This is a genomic window from Neisseria basseii (assembly GCF_962707005.1).
In the GTDB taxonomy this organism is placed as follows: domain Bacteria; phylum Pseudomonadota; class Gammaproteobacteria; order Burkholderiales; family Neisseriaceae; genus Neisseria; species Neisseria bergeri.
The window spans coordinates 97,435-123,012 of sequence record NZ_CAUIXH010000002.1; the positions used below are offsets into that span (position 1 = coordinate 97,435).

Genomic DNA, 25,578 nt, shown 5'->3' on the forward strand with positions numbered 1-25,578 from the left:
ATATTCCTCGTCAACCTGTCGGTACCGGCTACCTTAACACCCCGCGCTGCCCGAAACAAGTTTATCTTCCCGCCTATGCACCGTAAATAAATAAGCTGTTACAATAAACTCGTTTTTATCGGAACGGAAGACCCCATCATGACCGCCATCAGCCCGATTCAAGACACGCAAAGCGCAACCCCGCAAGAATTGCGCGAATGGTTCGACAGCTACTACGCCGCGCTGCCGGACAACGATAAAAAACTTGTCTTAGCCGCCCGTTCGCTGGCGGAAGCACATTACCCCGCCGATGCCGCCACGCCGTATGGCGAGCCGTTACCCGACCACTTCCTCGGTGCGGCGCAGATGGTTCATGAACTCGACCTGCTGCCCGATGCCGTCGCCGCCACCCTGCTTGCCGACATCGGACGCTACGTCCCTGATTGGAACCTCTTGGTTTCCGAACGCTGCAACAGCACCGTCGCCGAGCTGGTCAAAGGTGTGGACGAAGTGCAGAAACTTACCCACTTCGCCCGCGTGGACAGCCTCGCCACGCCGGAAGAACGCGCCCAGCAGGCCGAAACTATGCGGAAAATGCTTCTTGCGATGGTTACCGACATCCGCGTCGTGTTAATCAAACTGGCGATGCGTACGCGCACCCTGCAATTTTTAAGCAACGTCCCCGACAGCCCCGAAAAACGCGCCGTCGCCAAAGAAACCCTCGACATCTTCGCCCCGCTCGCCAACCGCTTGGGCGTGTGGCAGCTCAAATGGCAGCTCGAAGACCTCGGCTTCCGCCATCAAGAACCCGAAAAATACCGCGAAATCGCCCTGCTTTTGGACGAAAAACGCACCGAACGCCTCGAATACATCGAAAACTTCCTCAATATCCTGCGCACGGAACTCAAAAAATACAACGTTCACTTCGAAGTCGCCGGCCGGCCGAAACACATCTACTCCATTTACAAAAAAATGGTGAAGAAAAAACTCAGCTTCGACGGGCTGTTCGACATCCGTGCCGTGCGGATTCTGGTCGATACCGTCCCCGAGTGTTACACCACGCTGGGCATCGTCCACAGCCTCTGGCAGCCCATCCCCGGCGAGTTCGACGACTATATCGCCAACCCCAAAGGCAACGGCTATAAAAGTTTGCACACCGTCATTGTCGGCCCGGAAGACAAAGGCGTGGAAGTACAAATCCGCACCTTCGATATGCACCAATTCAACGAATTCGGTGTCGCCGCCCACTGGCGTTATAAAGAGGGCGGCAAAGGCGATTCAGCCTACGAACAAAAAATCGCCTGGTTGCGCCAACTCCTGGACTGGCGTGAAAACATGGCGGAAAGCGGCAAGGAAGACCTCGCCGCCGCCTTCAAAACCGAGCTTTTCAACGACACGATTTACGTCCTGACCCCGCACGGCAAAGTCCTCTCCCTACCCACGGGCGCGACCCCCATCGACTTCGCCTACGCCCTGCACAGCAGCATCGGCGACCGTTGCCGCGGTGCGAAAGTCGAAGGGCAAATCGTGCCGCTGTCCACCCAGCTTGAAAACGGACAGCGCGTCGAAATCATCACCGCCAAAGAAGGGCATCCTTCCGTCAACTGGCTCTACGAAGGCTGGGTCAAATCCAGCAAGGCAATCGGCAAAATCCGCGCCTACATCCGCCAGCAAAACGCCGACACCGTGCGCGAAGAAGGCCGCGTCCAACTCGACAAGCAGCTTGCCAAACTCACGCCTAAACCCAACCTGCAAGAGCTTGCAGAAAACCTCGGCTACAAAAAGCCCGAAGACCTCTATACCGCCGTCGGACAGGGCGAAATTTCCAGCCGCGCCATCCAAAAAGCCTGCGGCAAGTTAAACGAACCGCCGCCCGTGCCCGTCAGCGAAACCACCATTGTCAAACAGTCCAAAATCAAAAAAGGCGGCAAAACCGGTGTGCTCATCGATGGCGAAGACGGCTTGATGACCACGCTTGCCAAGTGCTGCAAACCCGCGCCGCCCGACGATATTGTCGGCTTCGTTACCCGCGAGCGCGGCATTTCCGTCCACCGCAAAACCTGCCCCTCTTTCCGACACCTCGCCGAACACGCGCCCGAAAAAGTGTTGGACGCAAGCTGGGCGGCATTGCAGGAAGGACAAGTATTCGCCGTCGATGTCGAAATCCGCGCCCAAGACCGCTCAGGACTTTTACGCGACGTATCCGACGCGCTCGCCCGCCACAAACTCAACGTTACCGCCGTGCAAACCCAGTCCCGCGACTTGGAAGCCAGCATGAGGTTCACGCTCGAAGTCAAACAAGTCAACGACCTCCCGCGCGTCCTCACCAGCCTCGGCGACGTCAAAGGTGTATTGAGCGTTACCCGGCTTTAAATACAAAAATGCCGTCTGAAAAGCCCAAACCTGTTTCAGACGGCATTTTGATTACCGTTTTTTTTAGCCTGACCGACATTTTCCGTCAGTTCCCATACGAACCAAAACCTTCGTAACTACAATCATTTTTTTGTGCAATATCAAATAACGTAGTTTCAATAGCTAAAATGTTTTCAAGAGAAGGGACGATATTGACGGAACAATAGCAAGTCCACATCCCTCCGAATTCATTTTGCTCAATACTGATTTGAACATCCTGCCGATAAGAAATAATTTGACTTTCTATTGATTGCAGATTCTTTTGAGAACCCTCTATAAAAAACTCTATTGTCATCGGTTTTGCCAAATCAAACCCTAATTCTTGATATTGTTTCAGTACATCTGAAGTGGATTTTTCGTCAATTATCATTTAATAGCAACTCATCAAACCATACGTCTTCATAACCGTTTTCCCCAATTAAAAAACGGTAACCGGGCGGAAGTGTCAAAAAGGGGATGATTTCGGGTCGCCATATTTGCAAATGGAAAGTATGCAGGGGCAGGAAAAAATTTTTATCATGGGAGAAGTTTTCACCGGCCCAGATATACCAACCGTTAGTATCACCTTTGGGACGGTGCCTTAACCCGTTAATCGGATAGAGATTTGCCTGTTTGACATTTTCAGCAACACCGATTTTTGAAACATCGGAAACAGGATAGATTTCTGTATTATATTTTTTACAAATTATTATTTGTTCATTTTTTATTCCCATTACTCAGTTTCCTTTTCTGTTCTTTTGAATATTGGCTTAATCTCCCTCCTTGTTTTGCGGAACAAGTCGGACATTGCGGTTGTACTGATTCAATTGCCACGGTTTCATCTTGCTTCGTCTTTGGCAAGGATACGGGCAATAATTTTTCAGCCGTCTGCCGTTTTGACTAAAGCACCGACGTATAAGGGACGGAGATAGGATTTTTGAAGAACTCAGCTCCCAGTATCCTGTTCCATTCATCAGAATGCCGTCTGAAAAGCCCAAACTTGTTTCAGACGGCATCGGATTGCCGGGTTTTTATCCGGCCTGCCAGACAGTACTCGCACGATTTATATCTAAATAATCAATACCCGCTTCATCGAATTTCGTTTCCAATTCTTCTACCGAATGGGTATCTAAAAAAAGCCTCTCTTGATGAGTAATCGGCAATAACCAGAAAAATCGGACATTATCCATATATTCCAACTCTTGCCCATAAGGATAAGGCAGAGAAATCAGAAAATGCCGAAAGGACGATTGTCCAACCCATGGTCTGCCGATATTGACCGTTTTTCCTAATTGAAATCGGTCTGGATAATGCATACTTGCCGATGCCAGCATCGCCAAGGTCTCAATATGTTCAGGTGTTTCAAATGGGCTGACGATAAAAAACTCCTGTCCTAAAAATGGACCTATCCCAGAGCTGACATAAACCCAGGGCTCATCTTCATGATTAGGAATCACTTGGAAAACTTGGAAATCGGGAAGTTCTTCAACAATCCTTCCTAAAGTCCAAGTAAATCCTTTAATATCATGATGTTTCCAAAATTTTTGCAAGTGAGATAAAACAGTTTGGTTATAGTCCATGCTTTTTAGCCTGTTTTCAAAGGTCGCCTGAAACCTGAAACAAGGTTTTTTAGACGGCATTGACCGTTTGAAAAAGGTATTTACCAAGCAAACGGTTTCCTATTCATATCCGAAAGGTTGTCAACTTCATTATCCAGCAAGAACTGCTCAAAAGCATTCCAACCCTTTTTTTCCACCAATTCGGCTTCCTGTTTATACAACGGGACAAGCAAAGGGAAAACGATATTGTAGTGTTCGCCATAACAGACCTGAAAATCATCGTCGAAATAAAATGGGGCGGAAACATACAGTGCATCCATTTTGCTACCTTCGATAATTACCCTGGGTAATTGAATAATTTCACCTCTTAAAATAGGTTGTCTATTGTCAATCAAATATTCAGCCACTCCTGATAGAAAAGCTGCAATATTTTCTTTATTCCATTCTTCAGAACAGGTAAAAATTAATTCAAACCTACTTTTATAGTTCAAGTCATATCGATTCAAGCCTAAAGTAGAAAAAGTAGTTACCCCTTTATATGGTTGTGATGGGAAGACGGAAACGCTGAGATGATAACGTCGATCCAAGCATTTTATACCGCTTTCGATTTCACCCAAATAATGCTCTAAATGTTCAACTACAATCACTTTTCTTAAACCTTTCATCCCTATTCCGGCAAGGCATAGGCTGTTTTGGGCTCCAATACCAACTTTTTTATTGACGGAAATGCCGTCTGAAAAATAAAGCGGCATCTTGATTTTGCCGCCTAAGGACTTTGCATCCATTCTTCTTTGCTGATTCCAAATTCAAACTCCGCCTGTTCAAATGCCGAATCTAATGTTTCGTGATAAGTATCCGTTTGTTCCTGACCGGCCTCATTCAAATAAAACAAATAAAATCCTTGGTCATCTTCATATTGAACAATACTTAAAGCAACAGGTTTGGGAAGTATCCCCATCGGGGTACGATGAATCGTTCTAATAGGAAAATCTTTATTTTCATCTAAGATGACTTTGAATAATTCTTTTACACTCATCATTCTTCAATCCCGAATAATTGTTACCGCACTATTTTCTATTACACGCCCATTAGGTTTGTCATATGATTCAAAATGACCATGATGCGTAGATGAATTTGTTTCATGATAACCATATCGTACCTGCCGCATTCCATCTTGTGATACATATCGACCATTTGGATACGACTGATAGTTTTTCCCTAGCCATTTCTCAGCTGCATTTAAAAAATTAGATTTAGATACAGTTCCTGCATGGTATTCGGGAGCTCTTTTGGGAGGACAATCATTATGAACCCAAACCCCTTCCGTTTCCGCCTGACTGCCCTTGACGAAGTAAGTATGCCAATCGGCAACGGTCAGGTTGTAGGCTTTGAGCGGTTTTGGTTTGACAACGGTGTTGCGGACGGTTTGGGTTTTGCCGCTTTCGGAATACAGCCTGCTTCCCGCCTTTAAGTCTTCCGCCTTAATCCATTTGCCGTCCGAATAAAACGGGTGGATGCGGTTGGAAATCAGAGTTTGGCTGTTACCGATGCCGTCTGAAACTTCAATGTAAACGGTTTCCTGGTACAGATTGCCGTATCGGGAGGTAACGGGTTTGTATCCCGTTTTCCCGCTTGCCTCGTCCTTGGCAAAGACGCTCTCGCCGGCTCGGATATGGGCAATAGCTTTGTAGCCGTCCGCCGTTTTGACCAAGGTGCTACCGTGGAAGGAGCAGGTGTAGGATTTTTGAAGAACTTAGTTTTCAATATCCTGTTTCATTCATCAAAATGCCGTCTGAAAGTCGAATACCGCTTCAGACGGTATTTTGATTGCCGGGTTTTTAATCAGAGCTTTGTTTGATAATTTGTTATTTTGAATAAAATACAGGTTCTGTCGAGCTGATAACTTCTATTACAGAATCGCTAAAAAAGAAAATATAAGCCTTATAATATTTCTTTTCAAAAAAATCAAAACTTTCTTCTTTCAACCAGTCCATATAACTGTCATCTATTATCTCGAAAAAATAATTTGCAGTAGGATTCCCATCCCAATTATTTTTTTCTTTATTTTCAAATAAATATTCTGAAAATTTTACTTTACAAGATTCATCTGTTATTTGAAAATGAATTATATTGTCGATAAATATTTCAATATTTAATTCATAATTTCGGTCGGATGCTAAAATGTTCACATCTTGTTCGGTAACACAAATTTTGTCTACGTAAAATCTGCGATTATTGTTAGAAAATTGTAATGGTTTAATCTTCACAATCATTTTCCATATCTAATTTTTGTTTTGGTAACACGACGATCGGGGTTTCAGCGACACCGAGGTATTTTACCGTCTAATCATGGAGATTTTACCGATTTTCTTTCCTATTCCAGCCAGTCTTCAAATGGTTGATAACAGTGTTTGCTTTTCAGCTACCTGCCATTTTGACCAAGGTGCTGCCGTGAAAGGAGCAGGTGTAGGATTTTTGAAGAACTTAGTTTTCAATATCCTGTTTCAAATAAGGGGAAGGTCGCCTGAAAATTAAACACGGTTTCAGACGGCACTTTGATTAAATTTAAGAAAATCCTTACCAAACAAACGGTTTCCGATTCATATCCGAAAGGTTGCTAACTTCATTATCCAGCAAGAACTGCTCAAAAGCATTCCAACCCTTTTTTTCCACCAATTCGGCTTCCTGTTTATACAACGGGACAAGCAAAGGGAAAACGATATTGTAGTGTTCGCCATAACAGACTTGGAAATCATCGTCGAAATAAAATGGGGCGGAAACATACAGTGCGTCCATTTTTGTTGAATCAACAATGCTTCTGGGCAAATAAACAACCTGCCCCCGAAGAAGGATTTTTTTGTTCTCAATGATGGTTTCTGCCAACCATCTTAAAAATGGGAAAATCTGATTTTCATCATATTTTAAAGAACATACAAAAAGTATTTCAAATCTGCTTTTATAATTCAGATTATGTTTGCTTAACCCTAAAGTAATATAAGTTTTTAAATCCCTGTTAGGGGAAGAGGGAATAGCTGCGATATTTAATTTGTACTGACTTCCCAAATCGCTTTTCGAGCCATGAGAAATAGTGCCTATATATTTTTCAATATGATTAATCATATTTTTCTTAGCTTCCCATCACTGTATCGAATAATCATAAACCGGATTGAGACAAAATGCCTTGTTCCCATTGATAGAAAGTCCGTCTGAAAAGTAAAAGTGTTTCAGACGGACTACGTTTGCCGACTATCCGACCCACTTTATTATCCAATGAGATTCTTGCAGATATTCTTTTAATGTTTCTAAGTTTTCGACCCAGTCATCATAACTGTCAAACGATGAAAATTTGTCATTTGAAGATAACAGTATCAGAAATCCCCCGGTATTTTCCCAATCGTCAATAATTTTTATGAATTTTTCTTCAGGATTGACCCCATTCAGGATAACCCCCAAAGTATTGAATTTTATTTCCATAGACACACCCTAATCTTTAATGGGAATATGGTTATTTGTTAGTGGTTTTTTCTTATTCGGGTCTATCCTTTCCAAATGGATATGCGGTACATTTGGTGCATGATTTCCCTCTAAAGAGTTGTTATCAATCCTAAATTGCCTTGTGCCTGTTTTGTTCCGATAAACGCCGCTACCTGATTTACCAATTTCTTTATATTCGGAGCCTAAGTATTTAATTCCAGCATCTAAGGCTTCATCAGAAGATAAAGTATGCTTACTTGTTATATTACCTCTTTGAGTATTGGTTTCATTGATAACAGCATTAATTTTTCTTGGAGATTTTCCATACGGACAATCATTATGAACCCAAACCCCTTCCGTTTCCGCCTGATTACCCTTGACGAAGTAAGTATGCCAATCGGCAACGGTCAGATTGTAGGCTTGCAGCGGTTCTTGTTTAACGGTAACGCTTTGAACGGTCTGCTCTGCACCGTTTTCGGCAAACAGCCTGCTTCCCGCTTTCAAATCTTCCGCTTTAATCCATTTGCCGTCCGAATAAAACGGATGGATGCGGTTGGAAATCAGGGTTTGGCTGTTACCGATGCCGTCTGAAACTTCAATGTAAACTGTTTCTTGATACGGATTGCCGTATCGGGCGGTAACAGGTTTGTATCCTGTTTTTCCACTTGCCTCGTCCTTGGAGAGGACGCTCTCGCCGGCTCGGATACGGGCAATAGCTTTGTAGCCGTCTGCCGTTTTGACTAAAGCACCGACGTATAAGGGACGGAGGCAGGATTTTTGAAGAACTTAGTTCCCAATATCCTGCTTCAAATGAAGGAAAGACCGTCTGAAAATTAAAAGCAGTTTCAGACGACTTTTTGATTGTTGGGTTTTTAAACCGACCTAATATTTATTAATCTGATGTACTTTCAATTCCAAATTCCTTATTAATAAAAGAGATTTCTTGGGATTCTTTTTCCGTAAGCTGGATATTGAAATCTTCAATATAATCACATAGCGTTTCAAAAGCTAGCAAACGTTCTGAAAAAGTAATGTACTCTAGTGTGGCATCAATTAGATTAGCGTCAATTCTATCTTCAAGAGATTTTCCTAAATTCTTTATTCGTTCGTCTAATGTTTTCATCTTTCAAATACTCATTATTTTACAGGGTTATATTTGGGATTAGAGGTTCTATCGGGGAATGCAGTTACCACTTTTCCTGTTGCAGGTTCATAAACTGTTCTGATACGAATTCCATCTCTCGTTTCATATGATACCCACCTGGCTGGTCTTCCTTTAGCAATATATTTGCCGCCTGTTCCAGTCTGTGCATACCATTGCGTTTTTGGGGATGTAACGATATCACTAATTTCATGAGTTATTTTACTGGCTGACCAATGTTGGGGGAATGTTGTCTTACCAGGTTTGCCAGGAAAAAGATGCCCACCTCCTGCTTTATCTCCATACAGTATATGTTGTATAGAATTTCCAGATAAAACATTAATATGATTAGGATTATCTCTTCCATAATTTTTCTCATGTATATTACTATTTTTCTGGTTCTGTCTGATTCTATTTAACCCCTCTGTTTCTGTAGTAACTTTTCTAGTTGTTCTTGTATTGTATGCAGCAGAAAAATCTCCGCTAACCGCAGCCTTCCCAGGTTTCGCCGCCCTCACCAATCCTTTGACTTTGGAAAACGGCAGGATGTTGGCTAGGGCTTCGACGGTTTCGGCGGCATTGGGGTTTTCCCGTATCCACCGGTCAACGGCTTCGCGCGTATTCTTTTCAAAGCCCGCCACGCTGCCCAAGCCGCCGATGACGGCGAATTTGCCCTCGGCGGGCAAGGGGGCGATGTTGCGCATCGCGGCTTTGTCTATGGCATAGCCCGTTCCGTACAGTATGTCGCCTATGCCCAAGGCTTCGCCCGCGCTGATAAAGGGGTTGAGCGCGCCGGCGGCGACGCCGTTGATAAACTCCATGCTGTTGCCCCAGCGGTCGAGCTTGGCATTGTGCTCGAACATTTTTTTGTTGGCTTCATCGGCGCGGTCGGAGAAATTGCTGCCGAGGTTGCTGTAGTTGTCGGATATGCGTTGCCGGATACTGCGGGTGTCGGTCGGATTGAGTTTGATACTGCGGGCTGTGCCGTTGACGTGATAGGTGTATTCGTCTCGTGCGCCCGTAGGTTTGGGGTAATTGCCGCCCTTCGGGCCGTCGTAGGCATCGGCAGGATGGTGTTCGTGTCCTTCCCAGTTGAGCCGGTACACGGTAAAGCCGTCGTCAACGTTGCCTTTTTCTTCGCTCGCGCTGTCGGCGGCGTGGTTGTCGAAGGGGGCGTGTTCTTCGTGTCCGTGTCCGGAAAAGCGGACGGTGTAACCAAGATTGCCTTGGATTGCCGCCTGTTGGATGAGCAGGTTGCCCATCTGGTGGGTATAGTCTTGGATGACGTTGATTTGGCCGGTGCGGTCGGAAACGCTGCCGCGCGGGTCGCCGAAGAGGTGGTATTTGCCGCCGGGTTCGTAGTGCTGCCGTTGGGTGTTATCGGTAATGAACGGGTCTTGCGCCAAGTCCGCCGCGAGGGCGGGCTGTATGAGTGCGGCCGCCGCTACGGCGCAGGCGGCAAGGAGGTTTGTTAGTCTTCGCAGCAGTTTCACGGTTTATCCTCCTTTGCAGCGTGTGTTGACAGGATATTTGTTTTGTTTTGAACGGGTTTTAGTGTAAAGGGATTTTAAGATTTTGTAAACAAAAGGGGCGAAAATGCCGTCTGAAAAGCGCAAGGGCTTTCAGACGGCATTGTTTTTTCTGTTTAACGGCCTCAATCCAAAATCTTGCCGACGATTTCGCCTACGTCTTTCGACAATCCTTCCTGCGCCCGAATGCGCTGCAATGCTTGTTTCACCAAGTTTTTGCGGTGCGGCTCGAGCTTGTTGCAGAGGTTGAACGCCTGCACTAGGCGGGCGGCGACCTGCGGGTTGAAGCGGTCGATTTCGATGACTTTGTCGGCGATGAAGCGGTAGCCGCTGCCGTCTTCTGCGTGGAAATGCGGGACGTTGCGGCTGAAGCTGCCGATGAGCGAACGGGCTTTGTTGGGGTTTTCGAGGCTGAATTTCGGATGCTGCAAGGCGGTTTGAACCTGTTGCAGGGTGTCGCTGCGGCGGCTTAAGCCGACGAGGGCGAAATATTTGTCCATCACCAGCGCGTCGTCTGAAAACTTGTCGGCAAACTGCGCCAGCAGGCGGTTGCGCGTATCGCTTTCGTTGCCGTTGACGGCAGACAGGATACCCCATTCGTGGGTCATGTTCTGTGCCATTTCGCCGTATTTTTCGGCAACGGTTTCGATGTGCGCGGGGTCGGCGCGCAGGACGAAGGCGCGGCAGACGTTGCGCAGCGTGCGCCAGCCGGCGGCTTCGGGACCGTATTCGTAGCTTTGGTTTTCCTGCTTCGCCGCCTGACGGTTCAATTCGTGCCATTTCGGCAGAAAGCGGACGGCAAGCGTATCCAACAAAGCTTCGCGCGCCTGATGGTAGCGCAGCGGGTCGATGTTTTCCGCGCCGTCCCACAGCTCGGCTTCAGACGGCACGCCCAAAAGCAGGGCTTTGAAGGCGTTGTCCAAAAGGTCGTCTGAAATGACTTTTTCGACGGCGGCAAGCAGTTTTTCGTGTTTCGGCAACCCGATGCCGTCTGAAAGCGCGGCAAGGTTGGCAGCGACGGCGCGGCGGTAGAGCGTTTGCGCGGCTTCCCAGCGCGTAAAGGCATCGCTGTCGTGGGCAAGCAGGAGCAGCAGGTCATCGTCGCTGTACGGATAGTTCAGATGCACTGGCGCACTGAACCCGCGCAGCAGCGAGGGAACGACGGCTTCGGTTACGCCTTCGAGCGGGAAGGTCTGTTCGGCTTCGGTCAGCAGCAACACGGCTTCGGTCGCGCGTTTGCCCTGATAATCAAATGCCACCGCTTCGCCGTTGCGGTTCAGCAGCCCGATTTTGACGGGAATCATCATCGGCTGCTTGTCCGCCATATCAGGCGTGGGCGGCACGGTTTGTTTAATGGTCAACTCAAAAACATTGTTTTTCAGATGACCTTCCGCTTCCAAAACGGGCGTGCCCGCCTGGCTGTACCACAAGGCGAACTGGTCGAGATTGATGCCGTTCGCGTCCGCCATCGCCGCGCGGAAATCGTCGCAGGTAACGGCCTGGCCGTCGTGGCGTTGGAAATAGAGCTTCATGCCTTTTTGGAAGCCCTCTTCGCCGAGCAAGGTGTGATACATCCGCACCACTTCCGCGCCTTTTTCATAAACGGTCATGGTGTAGAAATTGTTCATCTCCTCATAGCTGGCGGGGCGCACCGGATGCGCGGTCGGGCCTGCGTCTTCGGGGAACTGGTGCTGGCGCAAAAGGCGGATGTTTTCAATGCGGCGCACGGCGCGGCTGGCGCGGTCGCCGGAAAACTCTTGGTCGCGGAACACGGTCAGCCCTTCTTTCAGCGAAAGCTGGAACCAGTCGCGGCAGGTTACGCGGTTACCCGTCCAGTTGTGGAAATATTCGTGTCCGACCACGGATTCGATGCCTTCGAAATCGGTATCGGTGGCGGTGCGGCTGTCGGCGAGGACGAACTTGGTGTTAAAGATGTTCAAACCCTTGTTTTCCATCGCGCCCATATTGAAATCGCCCACGGCGACGACCATGAAAATATCCAAGTCGTATTCCAAACCGAAGCGCGTTTCGTCCCATTTCATCGCGTTTTTCAAGGATTCCACGGCAAAGCCGACCTTGGGCTTGTCCGCTTCGGTGGTGTAAAACTCGATTTTGACGTTTCTGCCGCTCATGGTGGTGAAACGGTCTTCCGTTACCGCCAAATCGCCCGCGACCAAAGCAAACAGATAGCTCGGTTTGGCAAACGGGTCTTCCCATTTCACCCAATAGCGGCCGTCTGAAAACTCGCCACCGTCGATTTTGTTGCCGTTGGAAAGCAAAACGGGATAGCGTTTTTTGTCCGCAACGATGGTGGTCGTGAACTTGGACATCACATCCGGACGGTCGATGTAGAACGTGATTTTGCGGAAGCCCTCCGGCTCGCACTGGGTAAACAGATTGCCGCCGGAAGCATACAGCCCCATCAACGATTTGTTTTCCGCCGGCAGGATTTCGGTTTCCACTTCGACGGCGAAGCGTTCGGACGGCACGCCTGCAATCGTCAGCGTCTCGCCTTCCAACACATAATCTGCCGCCGCCCCGTTGATTTTGACGGACAAGAGTTTCGCCGAACCGTCCAACACCAGCGGCTCCCCCACCCTCTGCGGCTCGACCGTCAAACGGGATTTCACGACGGTTTGCGGTTCGGCAATATCGAAATGCAGTTCGGTTTCGAGAATGCGGTAGGCAGGCGTTTGGTAATCTTTCAGATAACGGACGGTTTTGCTCATTTTTTTCTTTCAATATTGTTTGGTTTGACTGGAAAAGGCTTCAGACGGCACGGATACAGCTTTTAAAGCGGATTAACAAAAATCAGGACAAGGCGACGAAGCCGCAGACAGTACAGATAGTAAGGCAAGGAGAGGCAAGGCCGTACCGGTTTGAATTTAATCCACCATATGCCGTCTGAACCGAAACGGCGGCACAAGCGTACCGCCTCCGGACAGCAGGTTTTCTATTTCCACGCTTGGACAAATTCTGCCCAATGCGGTTTGTCTTCTGTTTGTGCGGAGAGATAGTTTCTGATCCGCTTGATTTCCATTTCGTATTCGTCCGCGTCGAATCTGCCGCTGACCAGACAGAAACGCAGATACATCAAATACGTATTCACGGCATCGGTTTCGCAATAATTGCGGATTTCCTTCAATTTACCGGCATGGAATGCCTCCCACACCTTGCTGCCGTCCATACCCAGCTTGCCCGGGAAACCGCACAGTTTCGCCATATCGTCCAGCGGCACATTCGCCCTCGGCTGGTAAAGCGCGAGCAAATCCATCAAATCGCAGTGGCGTTGGTGGTAGCGGCTGATGTAGTTGTTCCACTTGAAATCGCGGCTGTCGCCGAAATCGCCGTCGCCCATATCCCAATAGCGCGCGGCGTTGATGCCGTATATCAGGGAGCGGTAATGCAGTACGGGCAGGTCGAAACCGCCACCGTTCCAGCTGACCAGTTGCGGCGTATGTTTTTCAATCAATTCAAAAAACTTGGCAATCACAACTTCTTCGCCATCGTCCATCTCGCCGATGGTGCCAACGTGAACCTTGTCCTGACCCCAGCGCATACAGCAGGAAACCGCCACAACCTGATGAAGGTGGTGCTGCATAAAATCGCTGCCGGTCTGTGCGCGGCGTTTCTGCTGCGCGAACGGCACCACTTCGTCGTCCGGCAGGGAAGACGGCAAGTCATACAGCGTACGGATACCCTGCACATCGGGTACGGTTTCAATATCGAAAGCCAAAATCGTATTCATGGCAGTACCTTGCATTCAAAAACAGACTTGCGCCTATTGTGTCATTAAAAGGCGGATAAAAAAAGAGGCAACCCCCCACAGGATTGCCCCAATACCTCAAATCAGAGATTTACGCTTCACAAACAATACAGGCTTTCGCCTGCGGCTTTGCCCGCGTAGCTCAACTCTACGCCGGCAAACTTTCGTTTCACCGTTTCCGATGAAACTCCGACCAATCGCAAGACTGACCGGAAAATCCTTTCAGACGGCATTGCTCCGCTGCGTCTGTAATTCTGTGTAGCGGAATGTACGCCTTTTTTCACACCTTGCCAAGTATTTTTTAAAACAGGGGAATCAGAATGCCTGATTTAGATTATTGCTTAAAATTATAAATAAACAAAATAAAATTCTATATATTTTTATAACTTGATATTAATTTAAATATTATATAAATTTTTGGCACAAAATATCTGAATATCTGTTTAATGAAAAGGCTTGTATGAGATACTTATTTACAACTTTATGTTTTTAAACAAATTTAATTTTAATATGTTAATCGGATTTTCGGCATCCGCCCCCTTTGTTCGCGGAATAAGCCCTAAAACCTGATTTTGTTTTTTTGTCAATTTCAAAAAGCGTTATTTTTACAAACAACTGAACCGTTAAAACCGTCCGGCAAATCCTGTTTGCACGACCCCGGTTTCAAATTTCCAAAAACAATCGGGAATTTCGACTCGAAACGCCTGATTTGTTTTGTAATTTTATGTAGTCAGTAAAAATCGGGGCTGCCTTCCGGACGGGTTTTAAAACGCTTGTGCAGCCAGAAATACTGCTCGGGATGTTCGCGCACGCGTTCTTCGATAAAGCGGTTCATACGTTGCGCGTCGGCTTGCACGTCTTCACTCGGAAAAGATTTCCAAGCCGGGTAGAATTGCAATGTAACCGTATTGTCCGCCTCGCGGACGGGGATGGCGGGTATCACTTTTGCATTTGCAAGCGCGGCAATGCGGCTCAAGCCGGTAATCGTTGCCGTCTGAATGCCGAAAAAATCCACAAAAACCGAATCGTTGCGTCCGAAATCCTGATCGGGCAGATATAGGAACGGCGCGCTGCTTTTGCGGAACTGTTTGACAAGGGCGCGCAGCCCTTCGGTGCGTCCGATGAGGAAGACGTTGCGATAGCGGTTGCGGCCTTTCAAAATCTGTTCGTCCAATATCTTGTTTTTTTGATGGGAATACATACTGATCAGCGGGACATCCTGATTAAGCGCGTACACCGCCATCTCGAACGCGGTGAAGTGCGGGTACAGGATGATGACTTTTTCCCCCGCCGCCAGCGCGTCGTCCAAATAATGCTTATTGCGGTAGCGCACCAGCGATTTCAAACGCCCGGCAGGCGCGTACCAATATAAACCGTATTCCAACATCAGTTTCGCCATGTGTTTGAAATGCTGCTTCAACACGGTTTTACGCTTTTCCTCACTCCATTCGGGAAAACATTTTGCCAAATTGATTTCGCCGATACGGCGGCGCGGTTTGACCAGAAGGTAGGCAAGCGAACCCGTCAGGTCGGCAATCTTGTGCAGCAGCGCAAACGGCAGAAACTGCAAAACATACAGTACAAAAAATATAAATTTCATCTCGATACACATTTTCTTTTCAGACGGCAAAATACAAATGCCGTCTGAAACTATTGAAACCTTCCGCGCTTGACCTGCATCCCTGAAGGATTGAGTTTGGCAGCAAGCCCGTGGTTGCGTAAGGCGTGGGTCAGTGCGACAGCAAGACCGTCGGCCGCATCCGCCTGCGGCGTTCCCGAAAGCCCCAGCATCTGCACCACCATATGCTGCACCTGTTCTTTTGCCGCCTTACCCTTGCCGACTACCGCCTGTTTGACCTGCAAGGCAGTGTATTCCGAAACGGGCAAACCATGGCTGACCAATGCCGCCAATGCCGCACCCCTGGCCTGACCGAGCATCAGCGTCGATGCAGGGTTGACGTTGACGAACACCTGTTCCACCGCCGCCTGTTGCGGCTTGTAAACGGCAACGACTTCGCCGATGTGCCGCACAATCACGGCAATCCTGTCTGCCAGAGGTGCATCGGCAGGCGTTTTGATGCAGCCTGAGGCAACGTAAAAATGATCCCGCCCCCTAACATCGATGACACCAAAACCCGTTACGCGGCTGCCCGGGTCGATGCCCAAGATACGGACGGTTGCCGACATATTCACAGCAAACCGTGTTGAATCAGTTTTTTACGCAAGGTATTGCGGTTCAGTCCCAACATGACGGAGGCTTTGGACTGATTACCGCCGCATTGCTCCATCACACACACCAGCAGCGGTTTTTCCACCTGATGCAATACCATATCGTACACGCCGCAAGGTTCGGTACCGTTCAGGTCTTTGAAATATTGTTCTAAATTTTGTCTGATGCATTGAGAAATATCGGGAAGGGTATGGGGCATGATTGCACTTTCAAAGGATAATCAAGTGTTCAGAAGGCATTTGGGCGGTAGGCGCACGCCCAACTGTCGGTTTTTTCGGCAAGTCTTTCAAGATAACCTGCAAGCATGTCGTATTGCGCCTCCGCACTGTCCAAACGGTTGATTTCACGCCGCGCCTGTTCGCCGTCGGGCATCTCGCCGATGTACCAGCCTATGTGTTTGCGGGCGATGCGCACACCGGCGACTTCGCCATAAAACGCGTGTATGGCGCGAACGTGGTTCAAAATGGCGGCGGTACACTCTGCCAAACTCAAGGCAGGCGGCAAAACGCCGTGTTCGGCGTAATGTTTCAAATCGCGGAAAAGCCACGGTCTGCCTTGCGCGCCGCGCCCTATCATAATGCCGTCTGCGGCGGTTTGTTTGAGGACGGCGGCGGCTTTTTGCGGCGAAGTAATGTCGCCGTTGACCCAGACCGGGATGTTCAGACGGCATTTGGTTTCGGCAATCAGGTCGTAAGCCGCTTCGCCTTTGTACATTTGCGTGCGCGTGCGCCCGTGGACGGCAAGGGCGGCAATGCCGCAATCTTCGGCGATTTTGGCGATGGCAGGCAGGTTTTGATGGTCGTCGTGCCAACCCAAACGGGTTTTGAGGGTAACGGGAACGTCCACCGCGCGGACGACGGCTTCCAAAATGGCGGCAACCAGCGGCTCGTTCTGCATCAGCGCGCTACCGGCTTGGACATTGCACACTTTCTTGGCGGGACAGCCCATGTTGATGTCGATAACCTGCGCCCCGAGGCTGACGTTGTAACGCGCGGCATCCGCCATCTGCTGCGGATCGCTGCCGGCAATCTGCACGGCAACGATGCCGCCTTCATCGGCAAAATCGCTGCGGTGCAGGGTTTTTCTGGTATTTCTGAGCGTCGGGTCGCTGGTCAGCATTTCGCACACCGCCCAACCCGCGCCGAAATCTCGGCAGAGGCGGCGGAACGGTTTGTCGGTAATGCCCGCCATCGGCGCAAGTGCGATGGGGTTGTCGATAATGTAGCCGCCGATGCGCATAATGGGTCCGCGTTTCAAAAAAGTACGCCATTGTACATTTTTTAAGCAGGATTTCCAATCTCCGGACGCGCCCGCGATTGGGGCGGGCACCGTTTTATGGCATAATCCGCACACAGATTCCCTGCCCCGCCACTCACATGAGGGCAGTTTATAGTGGATTAACAAAAACCAGTACGGCGTTGCCTCGCCTTAGCTCAAAGAGAACGATTCTCTAAGGTGCTGAAGCACTAAGTGAATCGGTTCCGTACTATTTGTACTGTCTGCGGCTTCGCCGCCTTGTCCTGATTTTTGTTAATCCACTATACTTTCCCCATCCTATCAGTTTCCCGCTTCAGACGGCATAAGGTCTGAAAGAAAGACTACAATTATGAGCAACCCATTTTCCTCTTTAGGCCTGGGTACGGAACTGGTTTCCGCACTCGCGCTTCAAGGCTATGAAACCCCGACCCCCATCCAAGCCGCAGCCATTCCCAAAGCACTCGCCGGACACGACTTGCTTGCCGCCGCGCAAACCGGCACGGGCAAAACCGCTGCCTTTATGCTGCCCTCGCTCGAACGCCTCAAACGTTACGCCACCGCCAGCACCTCGCCCGCGATGCACCCCGTGCGTATGCTCGTCCTCACCCCCACGCGCGAACTTGCCGACCAAATCGACCAAAACGTGCAGTCCTACATCAAAAACCTGCCGCTGCGGCATACCGTCTTGTTCGGCGGTATGAATATGGACAAACAGACCGCCGATTTGCGCGCCGGCTGCGAAATCGTCGTCGCCACCGTCGGGCGGCTGCTCGACCACGTCAAACAAAAAAACATCAGTTTGAACAAAGTCGAAATCGTCGTTTTGGACGAAGCCGACCGTATGCTGGATATGGGGTTCATCGACGACATCCGCAAAATCATGCAGATGCTGCCCCGCCAACGCCAAACCCTGCTCTTTTCCGCCACCTTCTCCGCACCGATACGCAAACTGGCGCAAGACTTCATGAACGCGCCCGAAACCGTCGAAGTCGCCGCGCAAAACACCACCAACGCCAACGTCGAACAACACATCATCGCCGTCGATACCTTCCAAAAGCGCAACCTGCTCGAACGGCTGATTGTCGATCTGCATATGAACCAGGTCATCGTGTTCTGCAAAACCAAACAAAGCGTCGACCGCGTAACGCGCGAACTGGTGCGCCGCAACCTGTCCGCACAGGCGATACACGGCGACCGTTCCCAACAAAGCAGGCTCGAAACACTCAACGCCTTCAAAGACGGCAGCCTGCGCGTCCTCGTCGCCACCGACATCGCCGCACGCGGCCTGGATATTGCCGAACTGCCCTTCGTCATCAATTACGAAATGCCCGCCCAGCCCGAAGACTACGTCCACCGTATCGGGCGTACGGGGCGCGCCGGTGCGGACGGCGTGGCGATTTCCCTGATGGACGAATCCGAACAGAAAATGTTTGAGGCCATCAAAGAATTGACCGGCAACAAGCTGCTCATCGAACGCATCGAAGGCTTCGAGCCGCAATGGTGGGAACAGGGCGGCGCAAAACCGGAAAAAACCGGCACAAGCGAACCGAAACAGCGCAACCGCTACGAATCCGCCAAAGCGCAGCGCGAAAAAAACACCCGGCCGGAAAATGCGGCAAACGATGCGGGCGCGGCCTGCGGGAAAATTGCCGGACGCAGCCGCCAAAGCCGCCGGGGACACCGGACGTGCGCCCTGCTCCAACCGCGTTACGGCGTAAAATAGCCCTGAAAACCGAATGCCGTCTGAACATTTCCCGTTTCAGACGGCATTTTTCAAACCGGACTGACGCATTGGGAGCAACCGCCCACACCGGATAAATTTCTTCCGCAAACAGTTTCAGACGGCATTTGCCGCCTGTACAATATCATTTCCTTTTCCACTCAAACCATCAGGATTTCCCAATGTCCACACAATTCGATGTCGCCGTAATCGGCGCAGGTCCGGCAGGCTCGGTCGCATCCGCCCTGCTCCGCAAAAAAGGTTATCAAGTCTGCGTGTTGGAAAAACAGCACTTTCCACGCTTCGTCATCGGCGAAAGCCTGCTGCCGCACTGTATGGAAATGCTGGAAGAAGCCGGATTTGCCGATGCCGTGCGCGCCGAGCCCGGCTTTCAGTTGAAAAACGGCGCGGCGTTTTCGTGGGGCAGCCGTTATACCGAATTCGATTTCACCGATAAATTTTCAGACGGCCCCGGCACGACTTATCAAGTGCGCCGCGCCGTGTTCGACAAAATCCTGATTGAAGAAGCCGCCAAACAAGGCGTTGAAGTGCGTTTCGGGCACGGCGTAACCGCGTTCGACAACAGCGGCGGCGTTGCCCGTTTGAGCGTGGAAACCGACACGGGCGAGAGCTATGAACTGACCGCGAAATTCGTCTTGGACGCAAGCGGTTACGGACGCGTGCTGCCGCGCCTGCTGGATTTGGAAACGCCCTCGCACCTGCCGCCGCGCCAAGCGCATTTCACGCACATCGACGACAACATTACCCACCCGAAATTCGACCGCAACAAAATCCTGATTACCACCCACCCGCAACACCGCGACGTGTGGATTTGGCTGATTCCCTTCGGCGGCAACCGCTGTTCCATCGGCGTGGTCGGCACACCCGACAAACTTGCCGGCGAATCGGAAACCGTATTGAAAAAATTTGTTTACGAATGCCCGATGCTGAACGAAATTTTGGACAAAGCCGTTTGGGAAAACGATTTTCCGTTCCGCTCCATCCAAGGCTATTCCGCCAACGTCAAATCGCTGTACGGCAGGCATTTCGCGCTGTTGGGCAATGCCGCCGAGTTCCTCGATCCCGTGTTCTCGTCGGGCGTAACCATCGCGCTGCACTCCGCCAAACTGGCTGCCGATCTGTTGGCAAAACAACTCAAAGGCGAAGCCGCCGATTGGCAAACCGAATTTGCCGAACCCTTGATGATCGGCGTGGACACATTCCGCACCTATGTGGACGGTTGGTATGATTTCCGCTTCCAAAACGTCGTGTACGCGCCCGACCGCAGCCCGGAAATCAGCCGTATGCTTTCTTCGATTTTGGCAGGCTACGCGTGGGATACCGAAAACCCGTTCGTGGCGAAATCCGAACAACGCCTGACTGCCTTGTCCGAATGGGTCGGTCAGTTGGAAACCGAATAAATCCGTACCACCATACAAAATGCCGTCTGAATCCAAACGGGTTCAGACGGCATTTCCATTTCAACTATTTTTATGATTATTCGGGACGCATCTGCGGAAACAAAATCACGTCGCGGATGGTTTGCGAATCGGTCAGCAACATGACCAAGCGGTCAATACCGATACCGCAACCGCCTGTCGGCGGCAGACCGAATTCCATCGCGCGGATGTAGTCGGCATCGTAATGCATCGCTTCGTCGTCTCCAGCGTCTTTTTGCGCCACTTGCGCTTTGAAGCGTTCGGCTTGGTCTTCGGGGTCGTTCAACTCGGAATAGCCGTTTGCCAGTTCGCGCCCGACAACGAAAAGCTCGAAGCGTTCGGTCAGACCTTGTTTCGTATCCGAAGCGCGCGCCAACGGGGAAACTTCGACCGGGTAATCGACAATAAAGGTCGGGTTCCACAGCTTGCCCTCGGCGCAACCTTCAAACAGGGCAAGTTGCAGGCTGCCGATGCCAGGGGACGGCGGCAGGCTTTCGCCGTGTTTGACGATTTCTTTTTTCAGCCACTCCGCATCGTTCAACTGCTCGTCGGTGTAGTGCGGATTGTATTTTTTGATGGCTTCGAGGATGGTCAGACGCTCGAACGGGCTTTCCAAATCGACTTCTTTGCCGTTGTAGCTGATTTTTGCTGTGCCGTTTACTGCGCGGGAAGCGTTGCGGATGATGTCTTCCGCCATCTGCATCATACGCTCGTAGTCGGAGAAGGCTTCGTAGAATTCGATCATGGTGAATTCAGGGTTGTGGCGCACGGACATGCCTTCGTTGCGGAAGCTGCGGTTGATTTCAAACACGCGTTCCAAACCGCCGACAACTAGGCGTTTCAGATACAACTCGGGGGCGATGCGCAGGTAGAGCGGGATGTCCAAAGCGTTGTGGTGGGTCACGAACGGTTTCGCCGTCGCGCCGCCGGGAATCGGGTGCATCATCGGGGTTTCGACTTCGAGATAATGCTCGCCCACCATAAAATTGCGCACGGATTGGATGATTTGGCTGCGTTTGATAAACGTATTGCGCGATTCTTCGTTGGCAATCAAATCGACGTAGCGTTGACGGTATTTGGTTTCCTGATCGCTCAAGCCTTTGTGTTTGTCGGGCAGAGGACGCAGGGATTTGGACAGCAGGCGGATGTTGGATACGCGCACGGTCAATTCACCGTGGTTGGTTTTGAACAAAGTACCTTCCGCGCCGACGATGTCGCCCAGGTCCCAGTGGTTGAAGTCATCCAAAACTTCTTGACTCACGCCTTTGTTGTTCAAATAAAGCTGGATTTGCCCGGACACGTCTTGAATGGTGGCAAAACTCGCCTTGCCCATTTGGCGTTTGAGCATCATGCGGCCGGCAACTTTGACGGGAATGCCTTGCGGGTCGAGTTCTTCTTTGCTGATTTCGCCGTATTGGGCGTGCAAATCGGCGGCAAAGCTGTCGCGTTTGAAATCGTTAGGGTAGGCGTTGCGCTGTTGGCGGATGTTGTGCAGTTTTTCGCGGCGCAGGGCGATGATTTGGTTTTCGTCCAACTGCGGCTCGGTTTGCGGATGGTTTTGTTCGCTCATGGTATTTTCCGAAAAAATAAATCAGGCGCAGTCTGTTTCAGACGACCTGATTGAATCACAAAATTTGCGCATATTTTACGCGATGTCGGTGTTTTTTTCTAGGAAAGGGCAATGCCGTCTGAAAATATTACAGACGGCATTCAGATTTTGAAACCTATGCCAAAAGTCCGCTAAGGTTCAACAGGAACAAAACGGCAAATCCGGTCAGGTAGAGCAAGCCGACAATGGCAAGAAAATTCATACCGGCGGTAAGCTTGTGCCGTTTGTCTCCTTTGACCAGGCGGTAGTTGAGCCATGCGAACACGGGGGCGGACACAAAGGCGGCAATCATCGCAAACTTGAGCAGATTCGCCATTACGCCGTCAAACCAGAAAATCACCGCCAAACCGCTGCCTGCAACCCAAATATTCCAGGCAAAGAGTTCGGCGTTGCCGGTTTTCTCACTGCCGCGCAGCAGGCGCACGGGTTCGGCAATGGCGCGCGCGTAACCGTCAACAACGGTAATCGTCGTACCGTACATGCAGGCAAAAGCGATAAACGCCACCAGCGGACGCGACCAGCCGCCGATGGTTACCGCATACATATTGATCAGTTGTCCGATATATTTGCCGCCGGCCATCTGCACTTCTTCGCCGTTGCCGTATTGCACGTACGCACCCAGGGCAAGGAAGACGACGGCAAGTACGGCACTGGTGATGTAACCGACGTTGAAATCAAAAATCCCGTCATGATAAGAGGAAGGTTGGAGGCGCTGTTTCTCCGTAACCCACAAAGAATTGATGGCGGAAATTTCAATCGGCGCAGGCATCCAGCCCATCAGCGCGATCAGGAAGCCCAAACCGGCAAGCGTCCATGGTGTCGGCTCGATAAAATCGGGTTTCATCTGCATACCGCGCGACATGGCGATACCGGCGGCGGCAACCGTGGCAACCGTCAGGCTGACGATGATGATTTTAGAAACATTGTCCAAAGCCTTGTAGCGTCCGCTCGCCAGGATAATCAGGCAGGAAGCCATAATCAGCGCGGAGATTGCGCCGATACCCAGTGTCAGCGAGGGTATCGCCATTTTGACGATGGCGGCGGTTACAATGGCAACCGCACCCGCGTTAATCGTCGCGGCAGCAATACACAAAATCAAGAAAACCCACAGGTAGATGCGGCTTTTCTCCGCATAACCTTCAATCAGGCTTTTACCCGTATCCAGCGTGTAATGCGCGCTGAAGCGGAAAAACGGGTATTTGAAGAGGTTGGTTAGGACGATAATCAATGCGAGCTGCCAGCCGTAAAGCGCACCTGCCTGTGTGGAGGCAATCAGGTGCGAACCGCCAACTGCCGCCGAAGCCATCATAATCCCCGGTCCCAATGCATTGATTTTACTTTTCCAAGTCGAAATATGTTGTTCGGACATGATTTTTCCGTATTGCTGATATAAAAATGCGTATTTTAACGTAATCTAAATACACGCCAAACCGGCTTATTGAAACTTTACACCCTAATATTCCTGATTTCTCCCAATTATTTTCAGAAAAACATGCAATATGGCATTTTATGCCTGAAAGTTTACAACAAATAGCCTTGCATCGCTTTTTACCGTACAAAATATACTTTCAAAACCCTGAACGCGTTTTGCAGTCGGCAAACGATTTGATAAGATGGTTACGTTTCCCCAGCCGGTACGCCGCCATGCCGTCTGAAACCTTACACTTTCTCTGGAGAATCCGTTCATGAATACCGTATCGAATTACCTGTCCGCATTGCGCGAAGCCATGAAGGCGCAAGGCTTGGACGCACTCGTCATCCCTTCCGCCGACCCCCACCTGTCCGAATACCTGCCCGAGCATTGGCAGGCGCGGCGCGAATTGTCGGGCTTTACCGGCTCGGTCGGCACATTCGTCGTTACCGCCGATGAAGCGGGCGTATGGGTGGACAGCCGCTATTGGGAACAAGCCACCAAACAGCTTGCGGGCAGCGGCATCGAGCTGCAAAAAAGCGGTCAAGTGCCACCGTACAACGAATGGCTCGCGGCAAACCTTCCTGAAAACGCCGCCGTCGGCATCCCTTCCGATATGGTGTCGCTCACCGGCAAACGTACTTTGGCGCAATCGCTTGCCGCCAAAAACATCCGCATCGAACACCCCGACGATCTGCTTGACCAAGTGTGGACAAACCGTCCCGCCCTCCCCGCCGAAACCGTGTTCATCCACGACCCCACCTACGTCTCCGAAACCGCCGCTGAGAAACTCGCCCGCGTGCGCGCAGTTATGGCGGAAAAAAGCGCGGATTACCACTTGGTTTCCTCGCTTGACGACATCGCTTGGCTGACCAACCTGCGCGGCAGCGACGTGCCTTTCAACCCTGTTTTCGTGTCCTTCCTGCTGATTGGCAAAGACAATGCCGTCCTGTTTACCGACCGATGCCGTCTGAACGCCGAAGCCGCCGCCGCGCTGCAAACCGCCGGCATCACGGTCGAGCCTTACGCCCAAGTTGCCGACAAACTCGCGCAAATCGGCGGCACGCTGCTTATCGAGCCGAACAAAACCGCCGTCAGCACCCTCGTGCGTCTGCCCGAAAGCGTGTGCCTGATTGAAGGCATCAACCCGTCCACGCTGTTCAAATCCTGCAAATCCGAAGCCGACATCGCCCGCATCCGCGAAGCGATGGAACACGACGGCGCGGCGTTGTGCTGTTTCTTCGCCGAGTTTGAAGACATCATCGGCAACGGCGGCAGCCTGACCGAAATCGACGTGGACACCATGCTTTACCGCCACCGCAGCGCGCGCCCGGGTTTTGTGTCCTTGAGTTTCGACACCATCGCGGGCTTCAACGCCAACGGCGCCCTGCCGCATTACAGCGCGACACCCGAAAGCCACAGCACCATCAGCGGCAACGGGCTTTTGCTCATCGACTCCGGCGCGCAATACAAAGGCGGCACGACCGACATCACCCGCGTCGTTCCCGTCGGCACGCCGAGTGCCGAACAAAAACGCGACAACACCCTCGTCCTCAAAGCCCATATCGCGCTTGCCGAAGCCATATTCCCCGAAAACATCCCCTCACCGCTGATTGACGCGATTTGCCGCAAACCCCTGTGGCAGGCGCAATGCGACTACGGCCACGGCACCGGCCACGGCGTAGGCTATTTCCTCAACGTCCACGAAGGTCCGCAGCGCATCGCCTTTGCCGCCCCCGCCACGCCCGAAACCGCGATGAAAAAAGGCATGGTAACCTCCATCGAACCCGGCCTCTACCGTCCGGGAAAATGGGGCATCCGCATTGAAAACCTCGCCGCCAACCAAGCCGTCGCCGACCCGCAGGAAACCGAGTTCGGCAGCTTCTTGTACTTCGAAACCCTGACTCTCTGCCCCATCGACACCCGCCTGATGGACACCGCCCTCATGACCGACGGCGAAATCGACTGGGTCAACCGCTACCACGCCGAAGTCCGCCGCCGCCTCGAGCCGCTGACCGAAGGCGCGGCAAAAGCGTGGCTGATTAAACGCACCGAACCGCTGGCGCGTTAAAC

The 25,578-nt window shown here is 50.7% G+C and carries 25 protein-coding genes; 4 read left to right on the forward strand and 21 right to left on the reverse strand.

Translation table 11 applies throughout. The features are described 5' to 3' along the window. Positions 1-138: 138 nt before the first annotated feature. Positions 139-2,352, forward strand: a complete 2,214-nt coding sequence (locus Q9I99_RS01630; RefSeq protein ID WP_301667379.1) for a RelA/SpoT family protein — start codon at positions 139-141, stop codon at positions 2,350-2,352. A gap of 85 nt (positions 2,353-2,437) precedes the next feature. Here Q9I99_RS01630 and Q9I99_RS01635 read toward each other — a convergent pair whose 3' ends face one another. The 19 genes from Q9I99_RS01635 to dusB form a co-directional block, all read right to left on the reverse strand. Continuing rightward, positions 2,438-2,761: a ribonuclease E inhibitor RraB gene (locus Q9I99_RS01635; protein ID WP_301667380.1), complete on the reverse strand. Its 324-nt coding sequence runs from the start codon at positions 2,759-2,761 to the stop codon at positions 2,438-2,440. Then, the gene (locus Q9I99_RS01640; protein WP_025457562.1) at positions 2,751-3,104 is read right to left on the reverse strand and encodes an immunity protein Imm33 domain-containing protein; all 354 of its coding nucleotides are present in this window, start codon (positions 3,102-3,104) and stop codon (positions 2,751-2,753) included. Before Q9I99_RS01640 ends, Q9I99_RS01635 begins: the two co-directional genes overlap by 11 nt. A gap of 36 nt (positions 3,105-3,140) precedes the next feature. After that, positions 3,141-3,386 (reverse strand): hypothetical protein, encoded by a 246-nt coding sequence (locus Q9I99_RS01645; protein ID WP_301667381.1) that lies wholly within the window; start codon positions 3,384-3,386, stop codon positions 3,141-3,143. A 15-nt stretch (positions 3,387-3,401) separates the two neighbouring features. After that, a complete protein-coding gene (locus Q9I99_RS01650) occupies positions 3,402-3,950 on the reverse strand; it encodes a suppressor of fused domain protein (RefSeq protein ID WP_301667382.1) in 549 nt (182 codons plus the stop codon). An 80-nt stretch (positions 3,951-4,030) separates the two neighbouring features. Continuing rightward, positions 4,031-4,576, reverse strand: coding sequence for a suppressor of fused domain protein (locus tag Q9I99_RS01655; protein WP_301667456.1), 546 nt, complete (start codon positions 4,574-4,576; stop codon positions 4,031-4,033). 119 nt (positions 4,577-4,695) lie between these two features. Beyond that, positions 4,696-4,968 carry a hypothetical protein gene (locus tag Q9I99_RS01660; protein ID WP_301667383.1) on the reverse strand — a complete coding sequence of 91 codons (273 nt, stop codon included), beginning with the start codon at positions 4,966-4,968 and terminating at the stop codon, positions 4,696-4,698. A gap of 3 nt (positions 4,969-4,971) precedes the next feature. Further along, the gene (locus Q9I99_RS01665; RefSeq protein WP_308447941.1) at positions 4,972-5,640 is read right to left on the reverse strand and encodes an HINT domain-containing protein; all 669 of its coding nucleotides are present in this window, start codon (positions 5,638-5,640) and stop codon (positions 4,972-4,974) included. Positions 5,641-5,794: 154 nt separating this feature from the next. Further along, positions 5,795-6,196 carry a hypothetical protein gene (locus Q9I99_RS01670; protein WP_301667384.1) on the reverse strand — a complete coding sequence of 134 codons (402 nt, stop codon included), beginning with the start codon at positions 6,194-6,196 and terminating at the stop codon, positions 5,795-5,797. A 310-nt stretch (positions 6,197-6,506) separates the two neighbouring features. After that, complete coding sequence (locus Q9I99_RS01675; protein WP_301667385.1) at positions 6,507-7,049, reverse strand: suppressor of fused domain protein; 543 nt, start codon at positions 7,047-7,049, stop codon at positions 6,507-6,509. A gap of 126 nt (positions 7,050-7,175) precedes the next feature. After that, positions 7,176-7,403, reverse strand: coding sequence for a hypothetical protein (locus Q9I99_RS01680; RefSeq protein WP_301667386.1), 228 nt, complete (start codon positions 7,401-7,403; stop codon positions 7,176-7,178). A gap of 9 nt (positions 7,404-7,412) precedes the next feature. Beyond that, the gene (locus tag Q9I99_RS01685; protein WP_373325193.1) at positions 7,413-8,117 is read right to left on the reverse strand and encodes an HINT domain-containing protein; all 705 of its coding nucleotides are present in this window, start codon (positions 8,115-8,117) and stop codon (positions 7,413-7,415) included. Between the two features lie 178 nt (positions 8,118-8,295). Then, a complete protein-coding gene (locus Q9I99_RS01690; RefSeq protein ID WP_013448465.1) occupies positions 8,296-8,526 on the reverse strand; it encodes a MafI family immunity protein in 231 nt (76 codons plus the stop codon). Positions 8,527-8,540: 14 nt separating this feature from the next. Then, a complete protein-coding gene (mafB, locus tag Q9I99_RS01695) occupies positions 8,541-10,037 on the reverse strand; it encodes a polymorphic toxin MafB class 1 (protein ID WP_301667387.1) in 1,497 nt (498 codons plus the stop codon). A gap of 161 nt (positions 10,038-10,198) precedes the next feature. Further along, complete coding sequence (pepN, locus tag Q9I99_RS01700) at positions 10,199-12,802, reverse strand: aminopeptidase N (RefSeq protein ID WP_301667388.1); 2,604 nt, start codon at positions 12,800-12,802, stop codon at positions 10,199-10,201. Between the two features lie 224 nt (positions 12,803-13,026). After that, positions 13,027-13,821, reverse strand: a complete 795-nt coding sequence (locus tag Q9I99_RS01710; RefSeq protein WP_301667389.1) for a 3'-5' exonuclease — start codon at positions 13,819-13,821, stop codon at positions 13,027-13,029. A gap of 748 nt (positions 13,822-14,569) precedes the next feature. Next, on the reverse strand, positions 14,570-15,439 hold the full coding sequence (locus tag Q9I99_RS01715; RefSeq protein WP_301667457.1) for a lipid A biosynthesis lauroyl acyltransferase: 870 nt from the start codon (positions 15,437-15,439) through the stop codon (positions 14,570-14,572). A gap of 50 nt (positions 15,440-15,489) precedes the next feature. Continuing rightward, the gene (ruvC, locus tag Q9I99_RS01720; protein ID WP_301667390.1) at positions 15,490-16,026 is read right to left on the reverse strand and encodes a crossover junction endodeoxyribonuclease RuvC; all 537 of its coding nucleotides are present in this window, start codon (positions 16,024-16,026) and stop codon (positions 15,490-15,492) included. A 2-nt stretch (positions 16,027-16,028) separates the two neighbouring features. Then, positions 16,029-16,268 carry a Fis family transcriptional regulator gene (locus Q9I99_RS01725; RefSeq protein ID WP_002213092.1) on the reverse strand — a complete coding sequence of 80 codons (240 nt, stop codon included), beginning with the start codon at positions 16,266-16,268 and terminating at the stop codon, positions 16,029-16,031. Positions 16,269-16,297: 29 nt separating this feature from the next. After that, the gene (dusB, locus tag Q9I99_RS01730; RefSeq protein ID WP_301667458.1) at positions 16,298-17,308 is read right to left on the reverse strand and encodes a tRNA dihydrouridine synthase DusB; all 1,011 of its coding nucleotides are present in this window, start codon (positions 17,306-17,308) and stop codon (positions 16,298-16,300) included. Positions 17,309-17,675: 367 nt separating this feature from the next. Here dusB and Q9I99_RS01735 point away from each other — a divergent pair, with 367 nt between their 5' ends. Both Q9I99_RS01735 and Q9I99_RS01740 read left to right on the forward strand, forming a co-directional pair. After that, positions 17,676-19,049, forward strand: a complete 1,374-nt coding sequence (locus tag Q9I99_RS01735; RefSeq protein WP_301667400.1) for a DEAD/DEAH box helicase — start codon at positions 17,676-17,678, stop codon at positions 19,047-19,049. Positions 19,050-19,228: 179 nt separating this feature from the next. Next, complete coding sequence (locus tag Q9I99_RS01740) at positions 19,229-20,467, forward strand: NAD(P)/FAD-dependent oxidoreductase (protein WP_301667401.1); 1,239 nt, start codon at positions 19,229-19,231, stop codon at positions 20,465-20,467. A gap of 76 nt (positions 20,468-20,543) precedes the next feature. Here the strand turns inward: Q9I99_RS01740 and lysS are convergent, their stop codons facing one another. Together lysS and Q9I99_RS01750 are read right to left on the reverse strand one after the other, a co-directional pair. Continuing rightward, a complete protein-coding gene (gene lysS / locus Q9I99_RS01745) occupies positions 20,544-22,055 on the reverse strand; it encodes a lysine--tRNA ligase (protein WP_301667402.1) in 1,512 nt (503 codons plus the stop codon). Between the two features lie 154 nt (positions 22,056-22,209). Continuing rightward, positions 22,210-23,463, reverse strand: coding sequence for an NRAMP family divalent metal transporter (locus Q9I99_RS01750; RefSeq protein WP_301667403.1), 1,254 nt, complete (start codon positions 23,461-23,463; stop codon positions 22,210-22,212). Positions 23,464-23,779: 316 nt separating this feature from the next. Here Q9I99_RS01750 and Q9I99_RS01755 point away from each other — a divergent pair, with 316 nt between their 5' ends. Then, positions 23,780-25,576, forward strand: a complete 1,797-nt coding sequence (locus tag Q9I99_RS01755; protein ID WP_301667404.1) for an aminopeptidase P family protein — start codon at positions 23,780-23,782, stop codon at positions 25,574-25,576. Positions 25,577-25,578: the final 2 nt, after the last annotated feature.